This window comes from Streptomyces pseudogriseolus, from assembly GCA_002154585.1.
GTDB classification, from domain to species: Bacteria; Actinomycetota; Actinomycetes; order Streptomycetales; family Streptomycetaceae; genus Streptomyces; species Streptomyces pseudogriseolus.
This window is the reverse complement of sequence record MUNG01000659.1, coordinates 1-299: the sequence shown is the minus strand read 5'-3', so window position 1 is coordinate 299 and position 299 is coordinate 1. Positions and strand designations below refer to the sequence as shown.

Here is a 299-nt window from a genome sequence, read left to right as displayed (position 1 = left end):
CGGCGGCAGGTGGCGAGGTGCAGGGTCAGGTCGGCGGGGGCGTCCGCGGCGGGCGAACGGGTGACGGCGTCGAGCAGCCGGGCGTAGCTGCGGCACTCGGCGTCCATCGGGGAGTCGAGGTGGTTGCGGTGGCAGCGGTCCCGGAACAGGCGGCCGACCTGGGCGAGTTCGTCGGCCGTGGTGGCGGGGTCGAGGCCCAACCGGCGGGCCACCAGGGGCAGCGGGAGCGCCTCCGCCTCGGCCAGCCACAGCAGTTCGGCGTCCGCCTGCTGGAGGTCGCGCAGCCCGCGCAGGGCGAC

General features: G+C 77.3%; 1 pseudogene. It reads right to left on the bottom strand.

What is annotated here, in order from left to right:
• A pseudogene (locus CCN29_RS36670) lies at positions 1-299 on the bottom strand (cellulose-binding protein); the annotation flags it as partial.